Annotated in this window: 6 protein-coding genes; 3 read left to right on the top strand and 3 right to left on the bottom strand. The window is 66.8% G+C overall.

What is annotated here, in order from left to right:
• Nucleotides 1-1,210, bottom strand: a 1,210-nt coding sequence (locus VIR09_RS06740; RefSeq protein ID WP_332012172.1) for an ABC transporter permease, incomplete at its 3' end; no start/stop codon positions are given.
• Between the two features lie 103 nt (nt 1,211-1,313).
• Between VIR09_RS06740 and VIR09_RS06745 the strand changes: the two genes are divergently transcribed.
• The 3 genes from VIR09_RS06745 (at nt 1,314) to VIR09_RS06755 (ending at nt 4,204) form a co-directional block, all read left to right on the top strand.
• Complete coding sequence (locus VIR09_RS06745; RefSeq protein ID WP_332012173.1) at nt 1,314-2,288, top strand: TRAP transporter substrate-binding protein; 975 nt, start codon at nt 1,314-1,316, stop codon at nt 2,286-2,288.
• Between the two features lie 101 nt (nt 2,289-2,389).
• On the top strand, nt 2,390-2,890 hold the full coding sequence (locus tag VIR09_RS06750) for a TRAP transporter small permease (protein ID WP_332012174.1): 501 nt from the start codon (nt 2,390-2,392) through the stop codon (nt 2,888-2,890).
• 36 nt (nt 2,891-2,926) lie between these two features.
• Nucleotides 2,927-4,204, top strand: a complete 1,278-nt coding sequence (locus tag VIR09_RS06755; protein WP_332012175.1) for a TRAP transporter large permease — start codon at nt 2,927-2,929, stop codon at nt 4,202-4,204.
• Nucleotides 4,205-5,064: 860 nt separating this feature from the next.
• Here VIR09_RS06755 and VIR09_RS06760 read toward each other — a convergent pair.
• Nucleotides 5,065-6,048: an oligopeptide/dipeptide ABC transporter ATP-binding protein gene (locus tag VIR09_RS06760; protein ID WP_332012176.1), complete on the bottom strand. Its 984-nt coding sequence runs from the start codon at nt 6,046-6,048 to the stop codon at nt 5,065-5,067.
• On the bottom strand, nt 6,038-6,238 hold a 201-nt coding region (locus VIR09_RS06765), incomplete at its 5' end, for an oligopeptide/dipeptide ABC transporter ATP-binding protein (RefSeq protein ID WP_332012177.1). The genes VIR09_RS06765 and VIR09_RS06760, both read right to left, overlap by 11 nt.

Below are 6,238 nucleotides of genomic sequence, written 5' to 3' on the forward strand. Positions count from 1 at the left end.
TGAGCGTGTCGGCGTCGCGCCGCAGCACCCGGGCAGGCGGCACGTGGCGCAGTTGGGCCAGCGCCGGCAGGGCGAAGCCCAGCAACAGCAGGAGGCCGGTCAGCAACCCCTGCAAGGCCGGTATGGCCGAGGGCGCGGGCAAAGTGGTATCGATGAGCGAGCCCAGCAGCATCACCAGCACCTGGTGCACCGCGTAGCCCAGCAGGCAGCCGGCGGCCGACGAGAACAGGCCGACCAGGGTGAATTCCAGCGTCAGCATGCGCGACACCTGCGACTGCACCGCCCCCAGGCAGCGCATGACCGCAATGCCATCGCGGTGGCGCGTCATGTAGCGGCCGGCCGCCAGGGCCACGGCCACCGCCGATATCAGCACTGCCAGCAGCGCCACCAACGACAGGAAGCGCTGCGCCCGGTCCAGCGTGCGGCGCACTTCCGGACGCCCGGACTCCAGGGTGGCGACCTTCTGGCCGCGCTTCAGGTTCTGCTGGAGCCAGGACGAGTAGCCGGCCACGGCGTCGGGCTGGCCCGCGATCAGCATGGCATAGCCGATGCGGCTGCCCGGCGCGATCAGGCCGGTGGCAGGCAGATCGCTGGCGCGCAGCAGCACCCGCGGCGCCACGTTGACGAACTGCATGCCGCGATCCGGCTCATAAGTAATGACGCGGTCCACCCGCAGGTGGGCGTCGCCCACGTTCAGCGTGTCGCCCACCTTCAGGTTCAGCAGGGACAGCAATTGCGCGTCCACCCACACCGCGCCCTCGGGAGGGATGTCGCGCGTCGCGGCGTCGGGTTCGAACGGCGCGCCCGCCACGCGCAAGGCGCCACGCAGCGGATAGCCCGGCTCCACGGCCTTCAACGCGGCCAGCTGGGCGCCGTCACCCGCGCCCACCATGGACGGAAACTGCCAGGTGCTGGACACGGCCAGGCCGCGTTCCCGGGCCTGGTCCATGAAAACCGCGGGCACAGGTTCGTCGGCATCCAGCACCAGATCGGCGCCGAGCATTTGCCCGGCGTCGCGCTCCAGCGCCCGGCCGACCCGGTCCGCCAGGAAGCCGACGCTGGTCACCGCAGCCACCGCGATGACCAGCGCCAGCACCAGCAGCCGCAGTTCGCCAGCGCGGGCGTCGCGCATCATCATCCTGGCGCCCTGGCGCAAGGTGGACCAAAAACCTGGGCGTCTGACCCGTGACATATCAGGGAAATCCATCATTCCACAATGTTAACCAACGGCCTGAATCGAGGCTGAATCCCGATATCATCCCGGGGCGGGAGGCAGTGCCACCCATAAAGATACTCAAAACCTGGAGAAGACGATGCGTAAATCCTGGCTTGCCGCCACGATTCTGGCCGCCTGCACGGCCGCAACCGCCCTGCCCGCCGTGGCGCAGAACACCTTGAAGATGGCCTACGCGCTATCCACGTCCTCGCACTACGGCGCCGGCGCCGACGCGCTGGCCAAGTCCATCGAAGCCTCCACGGGCGGCAAGTACAAGGTACAGCAATTCGCCAACAGCGCGCTGGGCGGCGAACGCGAAGTGATCGAAGGCCTGCAGATCGGCACCATCGACCTGGCCATCGTCTCGACCGGCGCCACGCTGAACTTCGTGCCCGAGACCGGAGTCTTCGACATCCCCTTCCTGCTGCGCGACCTGCCGCACGCCCGCAACGTGCTGGACAGCAAGATCGGACAAGATATGCTGGCAAAGTTCCCCAGCCGCGGCATCGTCGCCCTGGCCTGGGGCGAACAGGGCTTCCGCCACCTGACCAACAACGTCCGTCCGGTCAAGACCCCGGCCGACGCCAAGGGCCTGAAGATCCGCACCACCGAAAACCCGATCCACATCACGGCATTCCGCCAGATCGGCATCCTGCCCACGCCCATGGCCTGGCCTGAAGTGGCCACCGCCCTGCAGCAAGGCACCATCGACGGCCAGGAAAACCCGCTGTCCGTGATCACCTCGGCCAAGCTGTCGCAAATGCAGAAGTACCTGTCGCTGACCGGCCACGTCTATGGCCCGGCCCTGGTGCTGATGTCGGCCAACGTATACGACGGCCTGTCGGCCGCGGACAAGGCCAACTTCGACAAGGCCGGCAAGGAATCCGCCCAGGCCATGCGCGCCTACGTCGACAACATCGAGAAGACGGGCGTCGAGCAGTTGAAGAAGGAAGGCATGCAGGTGTCCGAAGTGGACCGCGCCGCCTTCGCCGCCGCCGTCGAGCCGGCCTATCCCGAGTACTACAAGAAGTTCGACAAGAAGCTGATCGACTCGATCCGCGACACCAAGTAAGCAGGGCCCGCCCCGACCCGGGGCGCATCCCCCTGGCGGCGGGATCCCGGTCCCGCCGCTTTCGTCTCCATCCTTTGCGTACACCGCCAACGGGATTCATCATGCGTTTGCTCTGCGCCTTCGACCGCGGCCTGTTCAAAGTGGTCTCGGTCTTTGCCCAACTGCTGCTGGTGGCCGCCGCGGCCGCCGCCTTCTACCAAGTCATCGCGCGTTTCGTGCTGCACTCCCCGGCCGACTGGAGCGAGGTGCTGACCCGCGCCCTCCTGATCTGGACCGTGCTGCTGGGCGTGGCCCTGGCCTTCCGCCACGGCGCCATGATCAGCGTGGAGCTGCTGCGCAACATGCTGGGCGGCGCGCGCCGCCGGGTGCTTGAAGCCGCTATCGGGCTGATCTGCGCCGGATTCCTGGGCTTTCTGGCCTGGATCGGCGGCAACATGACCTACCGCGTGCGCTTCCAGAATGTGCCCAGCCTGGACATTTCGATTTCCTGGATCTACCTGGCCATCCCCGTAGGCGCCACCCTGGCCGCCATCGCCGTGCTGGCCCGCTGGTGCGCCGGCGAGGAAGACGACGTGCCGGTGCGCAACGACGCCCAAGGCTGAGCCGCCCCCCATCGAACATAAGCAGCAGATATCGCCATGTCCCAATTAATGATTGTCTCGATGCTGATTTTCTTCGGGCTGTCCGTGCCGGTCGCCGTGTCGATCGGCCTGGCCAGCCTGGCGGGAGTCGGCGCCGCCGGCCTGCCCTGGGTGGTCGTGGCCCAGCAGCTATTTGCCGCGCTGGACAAGTACCCCCTGGTCGCCATTCCCTTCTTCATCCTGGCCGGCAACCTGATGGAAGCCGGCGGCATTTCCGAACGCATGGTGGAGTTCGCCAAGAGCGTGGTGGGCGGCATCCAGGGCGGCCTGGCTTGCACCTGCGTGCTGACCTGCATGATCTTCGCCGCCGTGGCCGGCTCCAGCGTGGCCACCACCTTCGCGGTGGGCGCAATCCTGATTCCCGCGATGATCCGGCACGGCTACCCCGCGCCCTTCGCCGCCTCATTGCAGGCCAGCGCGGCAGAGCTGGGCGTGATCATCCCGCCATCCATCCCGATGATCCTGTTCGCGGTGTCCACCGACACCTCGACTGGCGAACTCTTCATCGCTGGGGTCATGCCCGGCATCCTGATCGGCGTGGCGCTGATGTTCTACGTCTGGATCTACGCCAAGCGCAACAACCTGGGCAAGCGCGACGGCGAAGGCCGCCTGCCGCTGTGGCCGGCGTTCAAGAACGCATGGCTGGCGCTGCTGATGCCGGTCATCATCCTGGGCGGGATCTACGGCGGCGTGTTCACGCCGACCGAAGCCTCGGTGGTGGCCGTGATGTACGCGGTGGTGGTGGGCAAGTTCATCTACCGCCGCCTGAGCTTCAAGCAGTTGTCCGAAACGCTGCACAAGTCGGTGGTATCGACTGCCGTGATCATGTTCGTGATCGCCAACGCGGGCATCTTCAGCTTCCTGCTCAACCGCGCAGGCATCCCGGATGCGCTGGGCCTGTGGCTGGCGCAGATCTTCGACACCAAGTTCAGCTTCCTGATGGGCGTGAACGCGGCGCTGTTCGTGATCGGCATGTTCATCGAGACCTCGGCGTCGATCGTGGTGCTGGCCCCCTTGCTGCTGCCGGTGGCGCTGAAGTTCGGCGTGGAGCCGGTGCACTTCGGAATCATCATGGTGGTGAACCTGGCGCTCGGGATGATTACGCCGCCGTTCGGCGTGAATCTTTTCGCGGCTTGCGCGGTGGCTAAGTTGCCGTTGGAGAGGTTGATCAAGCCGTTGATTCCGTTTGTGGGGGTGGTGATTGTTTGCCTGATGATCATTACTTATTGGCCGGGGTTGTCGCTGGGTTTGCGGGATCTGGTCTACGCTAAGTAATTGCTTCTTGGCTTGTGGCGAGTTGGCTTCGTAGGCCACTCGCCGGCGCTGGCGCCTGAGAGGCGAGCGCCCACGATTGCGGTCCGGAGCGTTCGCTCCGGACTGCCCCATCCTCATCCTCGTCCTCGCCTTCGGCGACTCCTCCGGATTCCGTCGGGCGCATCGAGGTTGCTCGCCCCTCAGGCGCCAGCGCCGGCGAGCTACCGAATTCTTGGCCTGTTGCGCTGCTAGATCTGTGGTTGGTGGCGAGTCTTGCGTCGCCCGCTGCTTGCGGCCGCGCGGGCGGCCGCAAGCAGCATACGTGTTGGTGGTCGTCGTTGCTGTATGCGCTTGCGCGAATGCGGAGAATTGCTTGCTAGTGACTCCGGCATTGGGGGGGTGTGGGCGGTGATGGGTGGCGCGCGGCGGGCAGCCGCTTGCGCACCCAGATCCGTTCGCGCGCGCCACCCATCCGGCGGCGGAGTTGAAATGACGATGTTGGCCGATCTGTACTCAGCCACCAACAGCGCGCAGCGCCATCACAAATCGCAAGACACCGCGTAAGCCCCACGAGGCCGCCCGGGCGGCCGGCATGGGGCGGGCCCCGCAAGACCCGCCCTCCCTCACCGCTCGTGGCCAGAACGCCAAGAACACCGCCCGCCCCCGTTGACGTCAAGCTTCAACTGGCAGAGCCAGCCGCGCCGTGGGCCTGGGGGGAGCGGGGCGTCGATAAGCCCGAGGGAATCGGAAGGGAAGGCCGAAGGCCTGGACGACGATGACGACGGGGAAGCCCGGAGCGAAGGCTCCGGGCCGCAATCGTTGCCCCGCTCCCCCCAGGCCCACGGCGCGGCTGGCGCCTCAAGAACCATGCACCGACGAACTCAAGCGGCGCGCATCACATCCCACGTCGCGGCATGACACCGCAACTGCCGCCCTCCGACACCAACCACCACCGGCGCCTCCACCCTGCACTGCTCCCGCGCCATCGAACACCGAGGATGAAACGTACACCCCGACGGCGGCAGAATAGGATTCGGCACCTCTCCCCCCATCGGCTCCCGATCCCGCCGCGGATCGTCCAGGTCCGGAATGGTATCCAGCAGCATCCGCGTATACGGATGAGCCGGCGCATCGAACAACTGGTCGGCCGGCGCCTGCTCCACGATGCGGCCCAGGTACATCACCGCCACGCTGTCCGACACATGCCGCACCACCGACAGGTTGTGGCTGATGAACACATAGGTCAGCCCGAACTCCTTCTGCAGGTCGCCCATCAGATTCAGGATCTGCGCCTGCACCGACACGTCCAGCGCCGAGGTCGGCTCGTCGCACACCAGGAATTCCGCCTCCGTCGCCAGCGCCCGCGCGATCGAGATGCGCTGGCGTTGGCCGCCTGAAAACTCGTGCGGAAAGCGGCCGGCGTCGCTGGCGGACAGGCCCACCAGTTCCAACAGCTCGTCGACCCGGCGCCGCGTCTCGGCGGGCGTCGCGCGCAGACCCAGCGTGGTGATCGGTTCGGCCACGATATTGCCCACACGCCAGCGCGGATTCAGGCTGGCGTAGGGGTCCTGGAAAATCATCTGCGGATGCAGCACCCCGCCCTTGCGGTTCTGCCCATACCGTAGCGTCCCGCGTGTCGGCGCCACCAGCCCCACCAGCAGCTTGGCCAGCGTCGACTTGCCGCAGCCGGATTCGCCCACGATGCTAAGGGTGGTACCCCGCGGCACAGACAGCGACACCCCATCCACGGCCTTCAGCGTCTGCTCCGGTTGGCGCGACAGCGTGCGCTCCAGCCAGGGCGGCGATACGTCGAACCAACAGGCCAGGTCTTCGGCCCGCAACAGCACATCATCGTTACGCGGCATGGGCCACTCCTTCCTGGTGCAGCCAGCAGGCGCTGACGGTAGCGCCCGAAGGCGAAGCGGCCAGGGGCGGCCGGGTGTGGGCACAGCGCGGCCCGGCAGACGCGCAACGCGGGTGAAACGCACAGCCATCGGGCATGGCGTGCAGGCGCGGCATGGCGCCGTCGATCTGGTTCAAGCGGGCGGCTCGATG

The organism is Achromobacter sp. (genome assembly GCF_036567245.1).
Lineage (GTDB): Bacteria > Pseudomonadota > Gammaproteobacteria > Burkholderiales > Burkholderiaceae_B > Achromobacter.